Genomic DNA, 635 nt, shown 5'->3' with positions numbered 1-635 from the left:
GCACATCTGGCTTATTTTAACCTTACTTACATTGTTTAGTTTTCAAGGAACACATGGTCGCTTTCGCAACCGGAATATTAGTATAACATAGTTTTATTCACCATGTCAACATAATTCTTTTAGTACTTATTGCCAGCCCCGCTGACAACTTACTTAGTATAACATCAAGTCACACGTTATGTCAAGTACTATTTTATGAAGAACATTCAAATAGGATGTTCTAACTGGCAGCTACCTATCCTCCCAGCTCGTTTCCAAGCAAGTACTTTCGGCGTATAAGGGCTTAACTACTGTGTTCGATATGGGAACAGGTGGAACCCCTTAGCTATCGTCACCAGATCCATTTAAAATAGACTCACATTTTCTCAAATGCGTTATCTGTTTTTAGAGAAAATAATAGAGCACTCACAAAAAATGAGTGCTCTAACCGGCAACTACCTATCCTCCCAGGCCGTTTCCAACCAAGTACTTTCGGCGTATAAGGGCTTAACTACTGTGTTCGGTATGGGAACAGGTGGAACCCCTTAGCTATCGTCACCGGATTAAAGTTTTTAAAGAAGTACATATTTTCATATGTTCCTTCAAAACTTCACAGAAGAAAGACTACATGTTAGTCGTTAGTAGCTAGGCTACTA

The 635-nt window shown here is 39.2% G+C and carries 2 rRNA genes; both read right to left on the bottom strand.

Features of this window, described 5'->3' with window-relative positions:
- Nucleotides 1–222: 222 nt before the first annotated feature.
- Nucleotides 223–339 (bottom strand): 5S ribosomal RNA (gene rrf, locus QSJ81_RS25665).
- An 86-nt stretch (nt 340–425) separates the two neighbouring features.
- Nucleotides 426–542 (bottom strand): 5S ribosomal RNA (gene rrf / locus QSJ81_RS25660).
- Nucleotides 543–635: the final 93 nt, after the last annotated feature.

The sequence above is a fragment of the Pelosinus sp. IPA-1 genome, assembly GCF_030269905.1.
Lineage (GTDB): Bacteria > Bacillota > Negativicutes > DSM-13327 > DSM-13327 > Pelosinus.
This window is presented reverse-complemented; position numbering and strand designations above follow the sequence as displayed.